This is a genomic window from Mucilaginibacter sp. P2_D11 (genome assembly GCF_056404435.1).
On sequence record NZ_JBFUEA010000005.1, the window covers coordinates 358130 to 374456 of the forward strand.

Sequence of the window (16327 nt, forward strand, 5' to 3'; positions counted from 1 at the left end):
CCCGATTGGACGGAAAGCTGCTTCTACCGGCAGCTTGGAGGGAATGCGGGGCTACCGGGAGATAGTAGCACAGGAACTGCTTTACAACAATCGCAGCTATTTTTGCTATAAATTTCCAGTTCTGGTTCGCCGTTTCGTTCGTCGTAAAAATACAACCCTCCGCATATCAGCATAAAAATTTAATAAAGCGTTTACGTTTGGCGGTATGTTATATGTAACTATAATAATATATTTACCTGTATTAATATAAACCCTGTTAACTTATTCAATTAAACACAATGAAAACAAATCCCTCAAAATTCTTTGCCGAATTTTTCGGCACGCTGGTGTTGGTATTAATGGGCTGCGGTAGCGCAGTATTAGCTGGAGCAAGCGGTACAACCGCAGTGGGTGGCGTTGGCCTGCTGGGTATATCCTTTGCTTTTGGCCTGTCGGTTGTTGCAATGGCCTATGCGATAGGGCACATATCGGGTTGCCATATCAATCCGGCTATATCAATAGGCATGGTGGTTGCCGGTCGTATGACGCTGACCGAGGCTATAATTTACATCATCGCCCAAATACTGGGCGCCATTGCAGGTGCGGCTATCCTGTTGTTTATCGCCTCCGGTAAAGCTGGTTACAGCATCGACACGGGTGGACTTGGGCAAAACGGTTTTGGCGCAGGCTCGCCAGCTGGTTATAGCTTGCAGGCGGGCTTTGTGGCAGAGTTGGTGTTCACCTTTATATTCCTGTTCGTTATTTTTGGTTCAACATCTACAAAAAATATACATGGCGGCTTCGCGGGCTTATCCATTGGTTTAAGCCTGGTGCTTATCCATATCGTGGGCATATCGGTAACCGGCGTATCGGTAAACCCTGCCCGCAGCATCGGCCCGGCATTGCTGGTTGGCGGGCAGGCCCTCAGCCAGGTATGGGTGTTTATCGCTGCACCTATCGTAGGCAGTATATTGAGTGCCCTAACCTGGCGCTATCTGCTTGAGCGGAAGTAAGGAAATGGATTTTTCAGCAGCCCTCCGGTGATGAGCCGGGGGGCTTTGTGTTTGCGGTAGTTTGGCTTTGCCGGTGCAGTTTGTACGGTTGACGGCTAGCGCGGAAAGAGTAATAACGGATGGGGAGAGCGAAATTATGAGGGCTGTGAAGTAGTTGGCGCAAGCGGTTGACTTAGTGCTTTGTTGATTCGGGTAGAAGTGATTTTTATCTCTAAAAGCAGAAGTCCGGAGAATATGACGCAAATCAATAACATTGTCAGCAGCGCATCAATACTTGCTTCACCAGTGGAAGTTTGAAATAGCGCAAACGCCAAAACTAATGCGAGCACTATAGATATAACAGCTGATAGCCCTTTTAGCCGTAACTGATAGTAGCATTCGTCCGTATCCAGCGGTAATTTTATGATAACTTTAGGTAGAAAGTTTTCTAAAGAGGTATGGAGCCGGGTAAGGAACAACGCGGATTTCCCATTATAACCTAGAAATAGTTTATCGCTCCCCACATCGCTACTGGCAGACGTCAAATCTAATGAATTTACTCTCTTTAACGAGGCTTTCCTAAGCAAACCTTCTACTTCCGTTTTCGAGAGATTTGTAATGTAAACTTTCTTGAAATAAAACATTGGTTATATTTTCTTAGCTATTTGATAAGGCCCTTAAAAATAACAAATAAAAATCATCTGCACGCCTGCTCGTCAATGCGACCACTTCCATTAGTTACTGGGCACTTATGGCACCGTGTACTTTGCCTTCAGAATCTGCTTGGTTTTGAATTTACCCGACTTATCAATAACCGTTTGAAACAGGTTTGAATCGACCGGGGAAGGCCGTTTTAAAGAATCTGCAAAATCAGTTTGGGTAACCTCTTTGGTAATTATCACATTGCCTTTTAAAATGGACTCCCTAACGGTGGGCAAGATCATTATAGAATCTCCTTGCTCGGTAGGCCCGGGTTCAAAGCCCTCAGTCAATTTAAAGCTGCTGACAACTTTGTTATTCTTATCCAATAGAACCATTACCATCGCACCGTAATCGTCGCCTTGCAGCGAAACAATAATAGGTTGCAGTCCGCCTATTTGGGGCTGCTTAGCTATAAACCAGGCTTGCATACCTTTTTTAAGATATTCGGGACTGGCAGCACCAATATCCTTTGAAAAGAATTTCATTAATAATGCAACCTTTTGGCTGCCATTTAGCATTACGTACTTTCTTTTAAAAGTAGAATCGGTATATGCATTATAGTCAACGGTATCTCCTTCAAAATGCCTGTCGACCATTCTTACATCCTCGGTATTTTTAAGATTTAAGTAAACGAAATTTTTATCGGCCAAAAAAGAAGTATCGGCAACTGCAACGCTATCCTTAAGTTTTGGTTTTTCGGCAGATGTTGGTTTAGGATGAGTGCAGGCGGTGGCTAAAACGGCAAGCAACAGCAGGTATATTATCTTCTTCATTTGCTTTTATGATAAGGCGTTTAAAAGTAGTAAATAAAAGTTTATCTGTACCAGGAAATACGAAAACCTCACCCACGGCTACTGTCCACCCTGTCCGCGCAATTCCGCTCCCGAAAACGGACGGACGGAAGTAACCTAAACCCGATTGGACGGAAAGCTGCTTCTACCGGCAGCTTGGAGGGAATGCGGGGCTAGCGGAAGATAGCAGCACAGGCCCTGTTTTACAAGTAATTTGCATATCCGCAATCCCGGTTAATAGAGAGCGGCTCTGCCTGCGTAGAGATTGCTTCGTTCCTCGCAATGACGCGGTGGTGAAGCGCCGTAGCGATGCACAGCAGCTCTGCCCGTGTAGGGATTGCTTCGTTCCTCAATGACGCGGTGGTTTTTGCACATCCGCCCCTCTGCCAATTCGTCACTCCTACCCTTTTTGGAACGGCTGTTGTTAACTCCCTATCGTAAACTATACTGTAATTCTAAAATCATAAAACAATGCAAGAAAAAGGATCTATTTCGATACACACCGAAAACATTTTCCCTATCATCAAGAAGTTTTTATACTCTGATAACGAGATATTCCTGCGCGAGCTGGTTTCTAACGCCGTGGATGCTACGCAAAAAATAAAACGTTTAGCGTCATTAGGGCAGTACAACGGCGAACTGGGCAACCTGCGTGTGGAAGTAGCTTTTGATGCAGACAAAAAGACCATCACCATATCTGATAACGGTTTGGGGATGACAGCCGAAGAAATAAAAAAATACATCAACCAAATCGCTTTCTCGGGTGCTACCGAATTCGTTGAGAAATTTAAGGAAGCTAAAGATGCCAATGAGATCATTGGCCGTTTCGGGCTTGGTTTTTACTCGGCATTTATGGTGGCCGACCGTGTAGACATTGAAACCCTAAGCTACCAGGAAGGCGCAGAACCTGCCCGCTGGACCTGCGACGGTAGCACCGAATTCGAGATAAGCGAAGGCAGCCTGGCTGAACGCGGTACCGAAATTACCCTGCACATCAACGCCGAAAGCGAAGAGTTTCTGGATAAACACAAATTGCAGGGTATATTGGATAAGTACGCTAAGTTCTTACCAGTGCCTATCAAGTTTGGTACTACCACACAAGAGCAAGAAGACGGCGAGGACGAAGAAGGCAAACCAAAATACAAATCGGTTGAAACGGATAACATCATCAACGATACCACGCCTATCTGGACAAAATCGCCAAGCGAACTGAAGGATGAAGATTACCTGAAGTTTTACAAAGAGCTTTACCCTTACAGCGAGGACCCTTTATTCTGGATCCACCTGAATGTGGACTACCCGTTCAACTTAACAGGTGTATTGTACTTCCCTAAACTGAAGAACGATTTCGAGATCACCAAAAACAAGATCAAATTGTTCAGTCGCCAGGTGTTTATTACCGATGAGGTGAAAGATATCGTGCCTGAATTCCTGATGTTGCTGCACGGTGTTATCGATTCACCGGATATCCCGTTGAACGTGTCGCGTAGCTTTTTGCAGGCTGATAGCGCCGTTAAGAAGATAAACACCTACATCACCAAAAAAGTAGCTGATAAGCTTGCCGACCTGTTTAAAGCAGACCGTAAAGGCTTCGAAGAAAAATGGGGCGATATTGGCCTGTTTGTGAAGTACGGCATGATCAGCGAAGATAAATTCTACGATAAGGCGAAAGACTATGTTTTGGTGAGCAACACCAAGAAAGAAAACTTCACCCTTGCCGAGTACAGGGATAAAGTTGAAGCTACCCAAACCGATAAAGACGGCCAGGTAGTGTACATTTACACCAACGACCCTGAGAAGCAGGACGCGTTCATCCAGTCGGCCACTAAAAAAGGTTACGATGTAATGGTGATGAACTCGCCGATAGATACGCACTTCATTAGTCAGTTGGAACAGAAATTAGAGAAAACACAATTAAAACGTGTAGACGCTGATGTTGCTGATAAGCTAATTAAGAAAGACGAGAATCCAGAATCGGTACTGACAGAAGAGCAATCGACCAAAGTAAAAGAGATATTCGATAAGGCTATCAACAAGCCCGCGTATAAGGTGAAGCTGGAAAGCCTTAGCCCGGATGAGTTGCCGGTAACCGTTACTATGGACGAGTTTATGCGCCGTATGAAAGATATGGCAGCCATGGGCGGCGGTATGAGTTTCTACGGCAGCATGCCCGATAATTACAACGTTATCGTAAACGGCAACCACAAGCTGATTTCTAAAATCCTTTCCGACGAGAACACTGATGTACAGGCCCAGTTAGCTAAACAAGCATTCGATTTGGCTTTGCTTTCGCAAGGTTTATTAACCGGTGCAGAACTGACCGAGTTTGTGAACAGGAGCGTAAGTCTTATCTAAGCCCCCCAACCCCCTGAAGGGGGAGCTTTTGAAAAGCACTAGCCGTCCTCAAAAAGGGCGGCTTTTTTGTTACCCGTAAAATTGTTTTCCGGTTTGCTTATGGAATCTACTCTCCCCGTGCATCCTACGTATATAAAAAAGGAAACGATGAACAGAACAATCAAACTAAAGGTGTACGGCCCGGCGGGCTTAAACCAACCGGCAGCCCGGCAGTCTAAAATAACCGGCTTGCCTATAATATTTAAACTTATAGACAACTATACGGTTATACAACAAACAAGCGTTACATTTATACCATAATTGATTAGCAATGAAAACTTTAATCAAAATATGTTTCGGGCTGGCAATAGTTGCCTCGATTACCCAAACAGGCCTGGCGCAAGATAAAAAAGCCGAAAAGCTGGCGGCAGTAAAGCAGCTCATCGAATCGAAAAACTACATTTTTAAGGCCGAATTTATGTACCCCATGGGCGGTGCACAACAATACCTCACCAGCGATTACGATTTGAAGGTAGCGCAAGATACCCTGGTATCGTACCTGCCTTACTTCGGCGTAGTATATTTCAACGCGGCTTATAACAACAGCGCCGATGCGGGCATACAGTTCACCTCTACCAGGTTCGACTACAAACTGGAAGAAAAGAAGAAAGGCGGCTACGTTGTGTACATCAAGCCGAAGGACAACAAAAACACACAACAAATGATACTGGATGTATCTGCAAACGGCGGTGCCGGCTTAACCGTGCAAAGCGTAAACCGGCAAATGATACGTTTTACGGGCTATATAAAAGAAGTGCCCAAACCCAAAATATAAAACCATGATAAGAATCGACATCCCGGCTGGGGAAGAAAAAATAACGCAGGAAACTTTCGAACTCTACGGAATTCCTCATCCACCGAACGGTACGGACATAGAAATCAACGGCGATATTATATTGTTATTTGATGACGAGGCACAGGCGATAAGTTACCTGGATAAGCTGGAGGATAATTCAACCTCGGTTGCGAACGACGCGCCTGCGAGGAAAATATTAAGCCTTATCATAGGTGCCATCAGCAACGACAAATTCGTGCAAGACTATTTACGATAAAAATATCAAGCCCTTCTCTTTTTTCGGAGAAGGGCTTAATATTTGCGCATCCAAGCATCTTTTGAGGATTACTTCGTGAGGGATTTCCCGTTAAGTAATGCTGTTAAGCAATCAGGTTCTTAGTCAGGTAGCTAAAGCTACTGGCCATGCTGGCAAAAGGGTCTTTAGGCATATCGTGCTCTACGAAGAAGTGCTGCATACCTGCTGATTTTGCTGCCGCGAAGATGGGTTTGAAGTCGATTGTGCCACTACCTACGGGCAAAATTTCTACACGCGCTGCGTCTAAATCTTTCACATGCCACAGCGGGAAACGGCCCGGATGCTGTGCAAACATATCAACCGGATTTTTACCGCCTTTAATAGCCCAGGCCAGATCCAGTTCGAACTTCAGGTATTTGGGGTCTGTTTCCGTAAGGAAAAGATCGTAAGGCACCTTGCCTTCCACCTCGTGGAACTCTGCATCGTGATTATGGTAACAAAACTGCAAACCGGCTTTGCTAGCCAGTTCGGCGCTCTTGTTCAAGGTGTCGATAGAAAGTCTAATTTCGTCAAGGGAAGTAATGGGCGTACTTGCGCACACCAGGTACTTTACACCGCCTTCGGCGGCTTCGTCTACCAGTTGCTGCATGTTATCGCGCAGGTTCAGCATAGGCGGCAACGTCATGGGTTTACCATCGGGCATAGTAGGCATTTTTGCACCCGGAGGCAATTTAAACGGCGCACCCAGCACGTGGTGGCTTTTCCATGAAAGGCCTTCGCCATTTACCATCGCTTTGAATTCTTTTGGCTTTAAGCCATAGTAACCGCCTTTTTTACTGAAGGCCGATTCTATCTCCTTGTACCCTACTGCAGATATTTTAGACAGCGTGCCTTTAACATCGGCATCCATCACATTGAAGAATGTGAACAGCTGTATGCCCACAGCGTGCTTGCTTTTAAAGTTTAAAAGAGAAGCTGCCTTGCCCGATAAGGCTATGCCGCCAAGCACCAGCGTACCTGTGCTTTTTAAGAAATTGCGCCTGTTTGAATTCATCTTAATTGGTTTTGTTTAGTTGGTAAGTAAATCTAAATCAATTAAATCGAATAAAAAAAATTATTGTGTCTTTTATACGCAATCGTATTTTTAGATGATAGATATGAGACGTGAGGTTTGAGATGGGATATCTATCATGCAAAAAGCCCCGTATCTTTCGATACAGGGCTTCCTGATATTATGCTTTGCTAAAACTGATTACTCAGCTGATGCTTCTTCAGCGTCTGCAGCTTCTTCTTTTTTAGCTTTAGGCGCTTTTTTTGCTTTTGGTGCTTCTTCGGCAACCTCTACCTCTGCAACAGGTGCAGCAGCAACAGGTGCAGCAGCAACAGGTGCTAAATCTTCAGCTACAGGTATAGCTTCGAAAGGGATAACAGATACGTATGAGCGGTTATCTGCTTTCTTTTTGAATACTACGTGCCCTGCGGTTAAAGCGAATAAGGTATGGTCTTTACCGATACCTACGTTTAAACCCGGGTTGTGCTTGGTACCACGCTGACGAACGATGATGTTACCAGCAATTGCAGGCTGGCCACCAAAAATTTTGATACCTAAACGCTTGCTATGTGATTCGCGGCCGTTTCTTGAACTACCGGCCCCTTTTTTGTGTGCCATTTCTTAATTTCTTTTGTGAGTCGATTACCGGCTCGGTTAAAATTTAATTATAATGTGATACCGGTGATCTCGATCTTGGTAAACTGCTGGCGGTGGCCATTCCTTTTCTGGTAACCTTTTCTTCTTTTCTTTTTGAAGACGATTACTTTATCACCTTTTAAATGAGACACGATCTTAGCCGATACTTTAGCGCCTGCCAGGTCTGAACCTAGTTTAAAGCTGCCTTCGTTTTCTGCTAACAACACATTGTCAAATTCAATACTAGCGCCTTCATCTCCTTGTAAACGGTGTACAAAGATCTGCTGGTCTTTCGCAACTTTAAACTGTTGCCCGGCTATACTTACTATTGCGTACATTGTTGATTAATTATTATTTTAAATTTTGAGGTGCAAATATAGGGTTTATATTTAAAAAAAGCAATACTTACCAAATACTATTTACACTGGCTGTTGAGTGCCGCGGTATATTGGCTGGTTATAGGCGTTCCGCCTAATTTATTACAAACATCATAAAACTTACGTGCGTTTTTGCAATCGCCGGTCAAAAAGTAGCAAACAGAAAGTTTAAATGCTGTATTCTCGCTATTGGGGTCTATTGCGAATGATTTATTTAGCAAGGCAAGCGCGGTACCTAATTTACTTTCGTCGGCAACTTGCTCATGCTGGAAACTCACAAAATAGATCGTTGCCTTGTCAGTGAGCAATATCGCGCTGTTTGGGTTGATTTTCAAGCCCTTATCATATTGCTCCAAAGCGACCGCATAATCGCCAAATGTACCATAGACAGCACCAAAACCCCAGTAGATATTTTCGTTGTTTGGGTCTAGCAGGTACGCTTGGTTAAAACGATACATCGCCGTTTTCAAGTCGCCCTTATATAAATAAGAAAAGCCTACTTTTATCAGGGCATCTGAGGCTTTCCGTGGAGTGCCGTTTTCTCTTAGCTCGGTGGCTATAAGTTCTTTATCAGCAGCTATTTGTCCGGGGGTTTTTACGGCGTGCCCATACTCTGGCAGCAACCTTATATCTTGCAATGCTTGTTGTTTCCAATCGTCATAGCTTATTTGCTGCGCAAAACAAGCGCCGCCTAACAATAGGAAAAATATCACCAAGATGCCTTTCATGTTATTGTTTTTTCTGCTTCTGTTCTGCATCGTTAAGGCGCCCTTTTATTTCTTTTATCAGGCGTTGGTTAGCATCTACAAGTTTTTCGGGGCCATCGAAATTGGCATCGAAAACAATCCTTTTAGTTTTACGCTTATAATTAAACGTAATAATATAGCGTGGCGCATGCACCGTGCTGTCTTTACTGGTTTCGTTTTCGGGGAAATCCCAGAAACCGAGGTCGGCGGCTTTGCGGTGCAGGTACAGCAAATCATCGTTGCTTAGGTGCATGTTCATTTTCACTACAGAATCCCTGCGGTTGATGTACTGGTAATCGCCGGTTTTAGAGTCGTATTTGTTCAGCAGGCTATCGCGAAACCCATATTGTATCTGCATCGACTGGAATTCGGCATATTTATACGGGGCGTTTTTAATCATCATGCCATAATAATATAAGCAGTATACCATAAAAGGCACAGTAACGCTGAGGATGATGAATATTTTTTTGGACTTGAGCGAATTCATTCGAGAGGATAAATAATTAAGCGGGCAAAGTTGCCTATTTTATTTTCAATAAACCACACACAAATCTAATCTTTTAGCTCGCCCTCCCACTTACTTACCACAGCGGTAGCCATAGCGTTGCCAAGCACGTTTGTAGCGGAGCGGCCCATGTCTAATAAAGGATCTATACCTATCAGCAAAGCCAAGCCCGCCTCCGGGATGTTGAAAAGCGAAATAGTTCCCGCTATTACCACCAAAGATGCGCGCGGCACTCCGGCTATGCCTTTGCTGGTGAGCATCAGCACCAGCAGCATAGATAATTGCTGGCTAAAAGCCAGATGTATGCCGTAGGATTGCGCCAAAAACAAAGAGGCAAAGGTCATGTACATCATAGAACCATCGAGGTTAAAAGAATACCCCAGCGGCAATACAAAGCTTACGATCTTGTTGTTGCAACCGAAACGTTCCAACTCCAAAAGTACCTTGGGGTATGCGGCCTCACTGGTAGACGTACTGAAAGCGATGAGCATTGCATCCTTAATCCGGGCCACCAGGTTGAAGGCTCGTTTCTGCAGTACAGCGAACCCTGCCAGTACGATTACCAGCCACAATATGAGCAAGGAAAAATAAAACTCACCGATGAATATGGCGTAAGTAGACAAGATGCCTAAACCTTGTTTAGCTATAATGGCTGTAATGGCTCCAAACACGGCTAGTGGCGCCAACTGCATTACATAGCCGGTTATCTTCAATATCACGTGGGCAATAGCATCCAGTGCTTTTATCACCACTTCGCCTTTTTCGCCGATTGCGGCCGTGGCTACGCCGAAGAAGAGCGAGAACACCACGATTTGCAATATCTCGTTATTCGCCATGGCCTCTACGAAACTCTTGGGGAATACGTGGCCGATAAAATCGCGCAGCGAAAGGGCCGTTTTTTGAATGCCGGTACTCAAATGGCTATCGGGCAAGGGCAAATGCATGGCTTCGCCGGGTTTAAAAAAGTTCACCAGTATCATACCCAAAGCCAGGGATACCAACGTGGCGCTCAAAAACCAAAGCAAGGTTTTGCCGCCTATACGCCCTACGGATTTGATGTCGCCAACCTTGGCAACGCCCACCACCAGCGTGGTGAACACCAGCGGGGCCACAATCATTTTAATCAGTCGCAAAAATATATCGCTCAAAACGGTAAAGCCAACCAGCTTATCCTCCCTTGCGGTATCGCTTTCTTTGCGAACTTTTGCCTGCTCTGTGCGTTGTATTTTTAGCGCCTTAAAATCGGCGGTGGTGGTATCTTTGGTGGCGGCTATCCGCAGGTCGATAGATTTTATCTGTGCTTCGGCGGCGCTCATTTTTGTATTAATGGCGTTTATTACCGTAGCATTGTAAATATAGCCGGCTATAACACCCAATACAAGTGCTATAAAAATATACAGGGTAAGTTTGTTTTTTTGCATTTAATTAAGATCAGTGCCGCTAAACTACGAAATTTACTATGTTGCAGAAAGTTTAATATGAGCATTCCCACCTACGGATTACAACAGATAAAGAAAGAATTACAGCACCTGCCGCAGGAGCAGCTTGCCGATTTGGCCCTGCGCCTCATCCGCTATAAAAAAGAGAACAAAGAGTTGCTTGCTTACCTCCTCTTCGATGCGCATAACGAGCAGGATTTTATAGAGAGCATAAAAGCCGAAGCCGGCTTTATGTTTAGCCAATTACCGTCGCAGGCATATTTTGCAGCCAAGGCACTGCGCAAGATATTGAAGATGCTAAGCAAATACACCAAATTCATCGGTTCCAAACCCGCCGAGATTGAATTATTGCTCAACTTTTGCCAAAACTACCTGCAATATGTTATTCGCCTAACATCGCATAAACCCATCCGGTTGATACTCACCCGCCAGTTAGACAAACTTAAAACAGCGATAGGCAAGCTGCATGAAGATTTGCAGTTTGATTATAGCCAGGATTACAATGCACTTTTGGAGGAGGCCGACAGCAAACTGCCATGGCTGAATAAAAAAAGTTACCTGTTGTAACATTTACCACATACCCTAGTCAAACACGTAAAATCTACTAAAACTATTAACAGGTGGCCGATAACAAAGAAGAAGCTTTCAGGAAAGTATATGAAGCCAATTCGAAGAAGATTTTCCATTTGTGCTACGGTTACACCGGCGACGATGATGCCGCCAACGACCTGCTGCAGGAAACCTTTTTAAAGGTTTGGCAAAACCTGCACAAGTTTCGTAACCAGGCCCTGATATCAACCTGGATCTACCGCATTGCGGTGAACACTTGCTTAACCTACCTCCGTTCGGAAAAACGGCAGGCCAAAGACGAGCTGACCCCACAAATTGCTGAAAACAAACGGGAAGAGTTCTCTGAAAAGAACGAACAGGTTGCTTTGCTGTACAAGTGTATATCTAAGCTGGAAGAGTCTGAAAGAATAATAATAACGCTGGTGCTGGACGAAGTGCCGTACCCCGAAATTGCAGATGTTTCGGGTATATCAGAAGGGAATTTAAGAGTGAAGATATATCGTATTAAACAAAAATTAACAGAATTATATAACCATTATGAAAGACTTTGATCATTTATTGATGGTTTGGCAGGGACAGCCAAAACTGGAGCCGGCTGCGGTAGACGAGGTGTTGAAGCAGGTAAAAAAGGGCATGAAGAGCCTCACTACCAATTTATTCTGGAGCATAACGGGCATGCTGCTGGCCTTAGTCGGCATTGCTATGGTGATGCTATTCTTCGTATTCCAATCGTGGGTAACGTATGCCGGGATAACCTTGATATTATCTACCATGGTTATTTATGTACTGATGATGATACGCGATTACCGCCTCATCAACAAACAGGATTTCACCATAAACCCCACCGCCTACCTCGAAAGCCTTAAAGAATACCAAAAAAGCCGCGCCACTATCTACGGCTGGATGTATTATTTATATGTATTGTTACTGAGCATCGGTCTAAGCCTATACTTTTACGAAGTACTGCAAAGCGCATCGCGGGTGTTCAAATTTTGCGCCTATGGCCTAACCGCCGCCTGGTTATTGTTTTGTACGTTTTACCTCAAGGGCCGCATATTTGCCAGCGAACAGGAGAAATTGAATCTGATGATTGATAGGCTGGTACGTTTGCAGAACCAGTTTGATTGAGCCCGGATGTGTCCCGAAACTTCGGGATGCAAATTTCAGATGTGCGGATGAATCATTTTTGATGTTGGATATTCCGCGTTCGATATTATCTTCACGGCGAATATTGAAGATAGTTTATGCCAATGCCTCCAATCGACATAAAAAGAGTACAACCAAACGATGCCGCCCGCTTACTGGAGCTAAGCCGCCGCACTTTTTTTGATGCCTTTGCGCACCTGAATAACCCGGCAGATATGGATGCCTTTGCTGCAAATGCATTTACTTTGCCCAGCTTCGAGGCGCAGTTGAACAACCCCGACTCCCACTTTTATTATGCCATGGTAGGTGGCCAGTCGGCCGGCTATATCAAACTAAACTACAATCTCGCCCAAACGGAATTCAAGGATGCTGATGCTTTGGAGGTGGAGCGTATTTACGTTTTAACAGCATACCAGGGGCAACAAATAGGCAAGCAACTGATTGATTTTGCCATCCAAAAGGCAACAGACGCTAAATTCAGCTACATCTGGCTGGGCGTATGGGAACATAACGCGGGAGCTATCCGTTTTTACGAAAGCAAAGGTTTTAGCATATTCGGTAAACATACGTTTATGCTGGGCAGCGATGAACAGACGGATTTGCTGATGAAGAAAGAGCTGTGAAGATGTGCAGATTTCAGATTACAAATGTGCAGATTAACTTCAATTTATAGCTATCGCGAAATTAACGACGAACCCATGAACGCGACAAGTTAAAAACCCACAGCACCTTTTAGCAAATCAAAATCCTGTAAATCGCAAAAATCCGCTTAATCCCGGTTCAGCCTTTCATAAACGGATTGAACATCCTCGTCCCAATTTCCATCCCTGCTGCCCTACAAACAGTTTTATCGCCGAACCTGAAGTTAATGTTATCCATAGCCTGGTACAGGCGTATGCGTTCTTCGTTGTCTTCGAACAGGTTTATCTGGTAGCTGCCGGTGCAGAGGTCGCTCAGGCGCACGCCGATGAGCCTGATGGGGCGATGCTGGTTCCAGGCTTTTTTGAGCAGGTTTTTGATGCCCGGGATGAGGATATGCTCGGCCGCCGTAAGGGGGATTTTTTGCTGCAAGGTATGCGTTTCAAAGTTTGCATAGCGCAGCTTGATGGCCAGGCAACTGCTCACTTTGTTTTCGCGGCGCAGCTTGCCTGCAAGTTCCTCGGTCATGCTTACCAGTGTGTTCTCCAGCGTGCGTATATCTTTTACATCGTTATGGTAAGTGGTTTCGGTAGAGATTGATTTGCGGCCCGTGCTCGCGACTATCTCGCTTTCATCTATCCCATGGGCCTTGTTATAAATGGCGGTACCCGATTTACCGAACACCGCCTCCAGGAATTTAATGTTCACCTTTTGCAAGTCGCCTATTTTTTCTATACCGTACTGGTAAAGCTTTTGGCAGGTATGCTCGCCCAGGCCGGGTATCTTGCGGATGTTGAGGGGTGCCAAAAAGGCCAGCTCCTCGCCTGCCTTAACCCACAGCTGGCCATTCGGCTTGGCCTGGTTGGTGGCCATTTTGGCAACGGTACGGCCCGATGCCATACCGAAAGATATAGGCAAACCAGTTTCACGGATTACGCGCTGCCGCAGTTCGGTTGCCATTTGGTAGGGATCGTAAAAACGTTCCATCCCGCTCAGGTCGATATAGAACTCGTCTACCGAGGTTTTCTGATAAAGTGGCACAGATTGATGGATGATATCGGTAACCTGGCGCGAGGCTTCCGAATAGCGCCCGTAGGTGCCATGCACAATGATAGCATGCGGGCAAAGCTTAAGCGCCTGCCGCGTGGGCATAGCCGAATGCACTCCGAATGCCCTTGCCTCGTAACTGCAGGATGCTACCACGCCCCTATCCGCCGAACCGCCGATAATAACCGGCTTGCCGATGAGCGCCGAGTTGAACTTACGTTCCACCGATACGAAGAAAGAATCCAGGTCGATATGTACGATGTGCCGCTGTGCATCCATATACAAATATGTAAATTTTAGTTTGAAATACTAAAATAATTAGCAAATTTGTATGATAAAATCAGCACGCATGACCGGCTACTCCGACTACCTCTTCCTTCTTACACCGCCCGAAAATATCGGGCAGGAGATAGCGCGGTATAAAAAAGCGTCGGTTAAGCACATCGGCGAATTCGGCAGCATGAACTCCCCTGCCCACATCACCCTAAACCAATTGGAGAGGCAGAAGCCTTATATGATGGATACCGCATTCGAGCGCATACAAAGCAGCCTGCAAGCCATGCCGCCCGTGCTGCTGCATATGGATGGCTTTAAATACTTCGAACATCTGCATAGCAAAAACACCATTTACGCCTACATCCGCAGCACGCCTGCAATGGAGAGCTGGTTTGGCCTGCTGCGCAAAACCCTCAACATAAAAAAGGCGGTGTTGCCGCACATCACGGTAGTACGCAACGTACCCGAAACAGATTTCAAGAAGTTATGGCCACATTTCCACCACAAAAAACTACTGGAGCCTTTCTGGATACACGAACTCAAGATACTGCAGCGCGAAACCTTCGGTACCACCGCCGGTAAATGGGAAGCTTATAAAACCATCCCCTTTAAAAATACCGCGGGCCTGGCCGGCAAGCCCAACTGGAAAGAGCAGCAACAGGCTAAAACAGAAATAGCGGCAAGGAAGCAGATAAAATTATTTTGAACCGATAAATTAACTTACTATGCATGAGAGACAGTTCTTGCATTTATTATCGTTACCCCTAATTAACGATAATAAAATCCAAAGATATAAACGTGCTTGCCAGAAGCATATCGGTGTATTCCCGAGTATGTCTGCACGGGCACATATCTCACTTTCGAACGTCAGGGATATTGTAGACGAATACACTGGCATTCCACAAATATTAAATTCGTACCATCAGACGTACACGAAAATCTTTCAATGGGTTCCGCCACCAACAATTTGCCTCAACGGTTTCGATTTTTTTATGCATGGATCTAATTACCGCACCATCTATGCGAAAATAGTAATGACCGGAGAAATAGGGTATTGGTTCAATTACGTTAAACCTATTTTTTTGCTCAATAATAACTTCAACCCTCACGTTACCATCGCCAGAAATATAACTACAGAAGCTTTTAACAAACTATGGCCTTATTTTAGCCAGCTTGATTTTACGGACACGTTCAAAATCGATTCCCTGACGGTTTTGGCAAAAGATGTCGATAAAAAACACGCAACCTATCAAACTTATAAAGAGATTCCATTCGGCGGAGTATGGCATGCCGATAGTTAAGCGTTCAGGTATAACCAAGCGCTTCAAATCGTATATTTGCGCCACCCTAAAAAACCTCGGGCATCATATGCCCTTATATTTCTATTTACCATATGCGAAAAATCTTGCTCGTTTGTGCTGCACTCTCATTTTCCGTCGCCTGTTTTGCCCAGGCACCCATTCATTGCCTTATCAAAACATCGCTTGGCGATATCGCCATCGAACTATACCCGGATAAAGCGCCGGTAACCGTAGCCAACTTTATACGTTACGTAGATAAGCACTTGTACAATGGCAGCACCTTTTTCAGGGTATGTACGCCTGCTAACGAAGCTGGCCGCAAAGTGAAGATACAGGTTATACAAGGCGGTAACGTTCCCAATAGGCTCGCGCTGGACAGTATAAAAATTGAAACAACCAAGCAAACTGGCTTGCTGCATCAAAACGGAACGCTGTCTATGGCGCGTAGCGGCCCAAATTCGGCCACCAGCGAGTTTTTTATTTGCATCGGCAATCAGCCCGCATTAGATTATGGCGGTGCCCGCAACCCGGACGGACAGGGTTTCGCCGCCTTTGGCAAAGTTACTGCGGGTATGGCCGTGGTAAAATTGATACAGGCCCAAAAAGACAAAGCGCAATACCTGGTTAAGTCTATAAAAATCATCGGAATAAGCCGGGTAGAATAAAACGGCTCCATACCAAATAGAAAGAGGCCGTCCCCTTGCG

21 protein-coding genes are annotated in these 16327 nt (G+C 45.1%); 12 read left to right on the top strand and 9 right to left on the bottom strand.

Translation table 11 applies throughout. The features are described 5' to 3' along the window. The first annotated feature begins 278 nt into the window (after positions 1–278). Positions 279–992, top strand: a complete 714-nt coding sequence (aqpZ, locus tag AC1DXC_RS10110; protein WP_477459026.1) for an aquaporin Z — start codon at positions 279–281, stop codon at positions 990–992. A 134-nt stretch (positions 993–1126) separates the two neighbouring features. On the opposite strand, the gene AC1DXC_RS10115 is transcribed toward aqpZ, so the two are convergent. Further along, positions 1127–1615, bottom strand: a complete 489-nt coding sequence (locus AC1DXC_RS10115; protein ID WP_477459027.1) for a hypothetical protein — start codon at positions 1613–1615, stop codon at positions 1127–1129. Positions 1616–1720: 105 nt separating this feature from the next. Beyond that, complete coding sequence (locus AC1DXC_RS10120; protein WP_477459028.1) at positions 1721–2446, bottom strand: hypothetical protein; 726 nt, start codon at positions 2444–2446, stop codon at positions 1721–1723. A gap of 489 nt (positions 2447–2935) precedes the next feature. On the opposite strand from AC1DXC_RS10120, the gene htpG reads away from it, so the two are divergent. The 4 genes from htpG to AC1DXC_RS10140 all read left to right on the top strand — a co-directional run bounded on the left by htpG (position 2936) and on the right by AC1DXC_RS10140 (position 5910). Next, positions 2936–4819, top strand: coding sequence for a molecular chaperone HtpG (htpG, locus tag AC1DXC_RS10125; RefSeq protein WP_477459029.1), 1884 nt, complete (start codon positions 2936–2938; stop codon positions 4817–4819). Positions 4820–4966: 147 nt separating this feature from the next. Then, positions 4967–5119 carry a hypothetical protein gene (locus AC1DXC_RS10130; RefSeq protein ID WP_477459030.1) on the top strand — a complete coding sequence of 51 codons (153 nt, stop codon included), beginning with the start codon at positions 4967–4969 and terminating at the stop codon, positions 5117–5119. A gap of 10 nt (positions 5120–5129) precedes the next feature. Then, the gene (locus AC1DXC_RS10135) at positions 5130–5633 is read left to right on the top strand and encodes a DUF4251 domain-containing protein (protein WP_477459031.1); all 504 of its coding nucleotides are present in this window, start codon (positions 5130–5132) and stop codon (positions 5631–5633) included. 4 nt (positions 5634–5637) lie between these two features. Beyond that, the gene (locus AC1DXC_RS10140) at positions 5638–5910 is read left to right on the top strand and encodes a hypothetical protein (RefSeq protein ID WP_477459032.1); all 273 of its coding nucleotides are present in this window, start codon (positions 5638–5640) and stop codon (positions 5908–5910) included. A gap of 103 nt (positions 5911–6013) precedes the next feature. Here the strand turns inward: AC1DXC_RS10140 and AC1DXC_RS10145 are convergent, their stop codons facing one another. From AC1DXC_RS10145 to AC1DXC_RS10170, 6 genes are all read right to left on the bottom strand, one after another. Next, positions 6014–6943 carry a sugar phosphate isomerase/epimerase family protein gene (locus AC1DXC_RS10145; RefSeq protein ID WP_477459033.1) on the bottom strand — a complete coding sequence of 310 codons (930 nt, stop codon included), beginning with the start codon at positions 6941–6943 and terminating at the stop codon, positions 6014–6016. A 198-nt stretch (positions 6944–7141) separates the two neighbouring features. Next, on the bottom strand, positions 7142–7558 hold the full coding sequence (gene rpmA, locus AC1DXC_RS10150; protein WP_477459034.1) for a 50S ribosomal protein L27: 417 nt from the start codon (positions 7556–7558) through the stop codon (positions 7142–7144). A gap of 47 nt (positions 7559–7605) precedes the next feature. Continuing rightward, positions 7606–7914, bottom strand: coding sequence for a 50S ribosomal protein L21 (gene rplU / locus AC1DXC_RS10155; protein ID WP_477459035.1), 309 nt, complete (start codon positions 7912–7914; stop codon positions 7606–7608). Between the two features lie 77 nt (positions 7915–7991). Continuing rightward, entirely contained in the window at positions 7992–8681 is a 690-nt protein-coding gene (locus tag AC1DXC_RS10160) for a tetratricopeptide repeat protein (RefSeq protein ID WP_477459036.1), read from the bottom strand. Position 8682: 1 nt separating this feature from the next. Beyond that, positions 8683–9102, bottom strand: coding sequence for a hypothetical protein (locus AC1DXC_RS10165; protein WP_477459037.1), 420 nt, complete (start codon positions 9100–9102; stop codon positions 8683–8685). Between the two features lie 149 nt (positions 9103–9251). Next, the gene (locus AC1DXC_RS10170; protein ID WP_477459038.1) at positions 9252–10625 is read right to left on the bottom strand and encodes a dicarboxylate/amino acid:cation symporter; all 1374 of its coding nucleotides are present in this window, start codon (positions 10623–10625) and stop codon (positions 9252–9254) included. 57 nt (positions 10626–10682) lie between these two features. On the opposite strand from AC1DXC_RS10170, the gene AC1DXC_RS10175 reads away from it, so the two are divergent. The 4 genes from AC1DXC_RS10175 to AC1DXC_RS10190 all read left to right on the top strand — a co-directional run bounded on the left by AC1DXC_RS10175 (position 10683) and on the right by AC1DXC_RS10190 (position 12982). Then, a complete protein-coding gene (locus AC1DXC_RS10175; RefSeq protein ID WP_477459039.1) occupies positions 10683–11210 on the top strand; it encodes a hypothetical protein in 528 nt (175 codons plus the stop codon). Between the two features lie 53 nt (positions 11211–11263). Beyond that, on the top strand, positions 11264–11764 hold the full coding sequence (locus AC1DXC_RS10180) for an RNA polymerase sigma factor (protein ID WP_133227234.1): 501 nt from the start codon (positions 11264–11266) through the stop codon (positions 11762–11764). Then, positions 11751–12341 carry a hypothetical protein gene (locus AC1DXC_RS10185; RefSeq protein WP_477459040.1) on the top strand — a complete coding sequence of 197 codons (591 nt, stop codon included), beginning with the start codon at positions 11751–11753 and terminating at the stop codon, positions 12339–12341. Before AC1DXC_RS10180 ends, AC1DXC_RS10185 begins: the two co-directional genes overlap by 14 nt. A 122-nt stretch (positions 12342–12463) precedes the next feature. Continuing rightward, positions 12464–12982, top strand: coding sequence for a GNAT family N-acetyltransferase (locus AC1DXC_RS10190; protein WP_477459041.1), 519 nt, complete (start codon positions 12464–12466; stop codon positions 12980–12982). Positions 12983–13139: 157 nt separating this feature from the next. On the opposite strand, the gene dinB is transcribed toward AC1DXC_RS10190, so the two are convergent. Further along, complete coding sequence (dinB, locus tag AC1DXC_RS10195) at positions 13140–14324, bottom strand: DNA polymerase IV (RefSeq protein ID WP_477459042.1); 1185 nt, start codon at positions 14322–14324, stop codon at positions 13140–13142. A 52-nt stretch (positions 14325–14376) separates the two neighbouring features. Here dinB and AC1DXC_RS10200 point away from each other — a divergent pair, with 52 nt between their 5' ends. The 3 genes from AC1DXC_RS10200 (at position 14377) to AC1DXC_RS10210 (ending at position 16287) form a co-directional block, all read left to right on the top strand. Further along, positions 14377–15027 (top strand): 2'-5' RNA ligase family protein, encoded by a 651-nt coding sequence (locus AC1DXC_RS10200; protein ID WP_477459043.1) that lies wholly within the window; start codon positions 14377–14379, stop codon positions 15025–15027. Between the two features lie 19 nt (positions 15028–15046). After that, entirely contained in the window at positions 15047–15622 is a 576-nt protein-coding gene (locus AC1DXC_RS10205; protein ID WP_477459044.1) for a 2'-5' RNA ligase family protein, read from the top strand. A 92-nt stretch (positions 15623–15714) separates the two neighbouring features. Further along, the gene (locus AC1DXC_RS10210) at positions 15715–16287 is read left to right on the top strand and encodes a peptidylprolyl isomerase (protein ID WP_477459045.1); all 573 of its coding nucleotides are present in this window, start codon (positions 15715–15717) and stop codon (positions 16285–16287) included. The last annotated feature ends 40 nt before the right edge of the window (positions 16288–16327 follow it).

Bases quoted from the DNA above. Each gene is read 5' to 3' on its own strand.
- AC1DXC_RS10160 (WP_477459036.1), bottom strand. From the start codon at position 8,681: ATGAAAGGCATCTTGGTGATATTTTTCCTATTGTTAGGCGGCGCTTGT.
- rplU (WP_477459035.1), bottom strand. From the start codon at position 7,914: ATGTACGCAATAGTAAGTATAGCCGGGCAACAGTTTAAAGTTGCGAAA.
- dinB (WP_477459042.1), bottom strand. From the start codon at position 14,324: ATGGATGCACAGCGGCACATCGTACATATCGACCTGGATTCTTTCTTC.
- aqpZ (WP_477459026.1), top strand. From the start codon at position 279: ATGAAAACAAATCCCTCAAAATTCTTTGCCGAATTTTTCGGCACGCTG.
- AC1DXC_RS10115 (WP_477459027.1), bottom strand. From the start codon at position 1,615: ATGTTTTATTTCAAGAAAGTTTACATTACAAATCTCTCGAAAACGGAA.
- AC1DXC_RS10135 (WP_477459031.1), top strand. From the start codon at position 5,130: ATGAAAACTTTAATCAAAATATGTTTCGGGCTGGCAATAGTTGCCTCG.
- AC1DXC_RS10185 (WP_477459040.1), top strand. From the start codon at position 11,751: ATGAAAGACTTTGATCATTTATTGATGGTTTGGCAGGGACAGCCAAAA.
- htpG (WP_477459029.1), top strand. From the start codon at position 2,936: ATGCAAGAAAAAGGATCTATTTCGATACACACCGAAAACATTTTCCCT.
- AC1DXC_RS10120 (WP_477459028.1), bottom strand. From the start codon at position 2,446: ATGAAGAAGATAATATACCTGCTGTTGCTTGCCGTTTTAGCCACCGCC.
- AC1DXC_RS10130 (WP_477459030.1), top strand. From the start codon at position 4,967: ATGAACAGAACAATCAAACTAAAGGTGTACGGCCCGGCGGGCTTAAAC.
- AC1DXC_RS10200 (WP_477459043.1), top strand. From the start codon at position 14,377: ATGATAAAATCAGCACGCATGACCGGCTACTCCGACTACCTCTTCCTT.
- rpmA (WP_477459034.1), bottom strand. From the start codon at position 7,558: ATGGCACACAAAAAAGGGGCCGGTAGTTCAAGAAACGGCCGCGAATCA.
- AC1DXC_RS10190 (WP_477459041.1), top strand. From the start codon at position 12,464: ATGCCTCCAATCGACATAAAAAGAGTACAACCAAACGATGCCGCCCGC.
- AC1DXC_RS10205 (WP_477459044.1), top strand. From the start codon at position 15,047: ATGCATGAGAGACAGTTCTTGCATTTATTATCGTTACCCCTAATTAAC.
- AC1DXC_RS10175 (WP_477459039.1), top strand. From the start codon at position 10,683: ATGAGCATTCCCACCTACGGATTACAACAGATAAAGAAAGAATTACAG.
- AC1DXC_RS10140 (WP_477459032.1), top strand. From the start codon at position 5,638: ATGATAAGAATCGACATCCCGGCTGGGGAAGAAAAAATAACGCAGGAA.
- AC1DXC_RS10145 (WP_477459033.1), bottom strand. From the start codon at position 6,943: ATGAATTCAAACAGGCGCAATTTCTTAAAAAGCACAGGTACGCTGGTG.
- AC1DXC_RS10165 (WP_477459037.1), bottom strand. From the start codon at position 9,102: ATGATGATTAAAAACGCCCCGTATAAATATGCCGAATTCCAGTCGATG.
- AC1DXC_RS10170 (WP_477459038.1), bottom strand. From the start codon at position 10,625: ATGCAAAAAAACAAACTTACCCTGTATATTTTTATAGCACTTGTATTG.
- AC1DXC_RS10210 (WP_477459045.1), top strand. From the start codon at position 15,715: ATGCGAAAAATCTTGCTCGTTTGTGCTGCACTCTCATTTTCCGTCGCC.